This window comes from Vibrio sp. 1727 (genome assembly GCF_033344415.1).
Classification (GTDB): Bacteria; Pseudomonadota; Gammaproteobacteria; order Enterobacterales; family Vibrionaceae; genus Vibrio; species Vibrio alginolyticus.
Map to the genome: position 1 here is coordinate 1 of NZ_JAWPOT010000166.1, position 828 is coordinate 828.

At 40.5% G+C, this 828-nt stretch carries 1 protein-coding gene; it reads left to right on the forward strand.

The features are described from left to right. The first annotated feature begins 249 nt into the window (after window positions 1-249). The gene (locus tag R8O10_RS24565) at window positions 250-678 is read left to right on the forward strand and encodes a globin (protein ID WP_318191864.1); all 429 of its coding nucleotides are present in this window, start codon (window positions 250-252) and stop codon (window positions 676-678) included. The last annotated feature ends 150 nt before the right edge of the window (window positions 679-828 follow it).

Below are 828 nucleotides of genomic sequence, written 5' to 3' on the forward strand. Positions count from 1 at the left end.
AAAGTGAGTTCATAGTACCGAATAACCAGCAATTGATAAAATGGCATTTATTTAAATCACTTTTAACTTTTTGTTGAAAATCGAACAGAGAACTTGGGAGTGATGTTTCAAACTCTGCGTAGAGAACGTGGTCTTTGCTGTTTCTTGGCCAAAATTACAAGCTTTGAGATATTCGCTTGCCCCTTGTTTGAGATATTAAATTACACTCATAAAATATGAGTTGTACTCTGGTTTTCGTTTGGAGTGGTCATGAATGTGATTGAGGTTTTCAACGACAGTTACGAGCGTTGTGTTCTCGGTGAGCACTTTTTCGAGCGGTTTTATGCCAAGTTTTGGTCGAAAGGAAAGAGCTTTCGGCAGAAATTTGAAGGCGTAGATATGCAAAAGCAAGTTCGTATGCTCAAAGGTTCGATCGTCTTTTTTATGATGACAGACACGTCTTCTGATGCGCGAAAAATGATGGAAAAGTATGGCAAAAAGCACGGTATCGGAAACATTGGTATCAAACCTGAAGACATTGATATTTGGTTTGAAAGCTTAATCGAAACAGTACGAGAGTGTGATTATGAGTACAACTCCGACGTTGAAAAGGCATGGCGCGCTTGTTTTAAATCGGGTCTGGAAATCATGAAACGCGAATGTGGTACGCCGCCAAGTAAATCCGACACGGGTCAGTGATCGAAAGGTTTGTGATATCTAATATGAAGAAGCGGCCTTACTGTTTACACCAAACTCAACGAGACCAAACTAAGTCCGCTCAAGTTAAACCCAAGCCGCTTCCGCCCTTATTTGAAAATTAATGTGGCTATTCTTCTTTATCCTGCCCCT

What these genes read in the sequence shown, in the direction of transcription:
- R8O10_RS24565 (WP_318191864.1), top strand. Translation starts at nt 250, where the DNA reads ATGAATGTGATTGAGGTTTTCAACGACAGTTACGAGCGTTGTGTTCTC.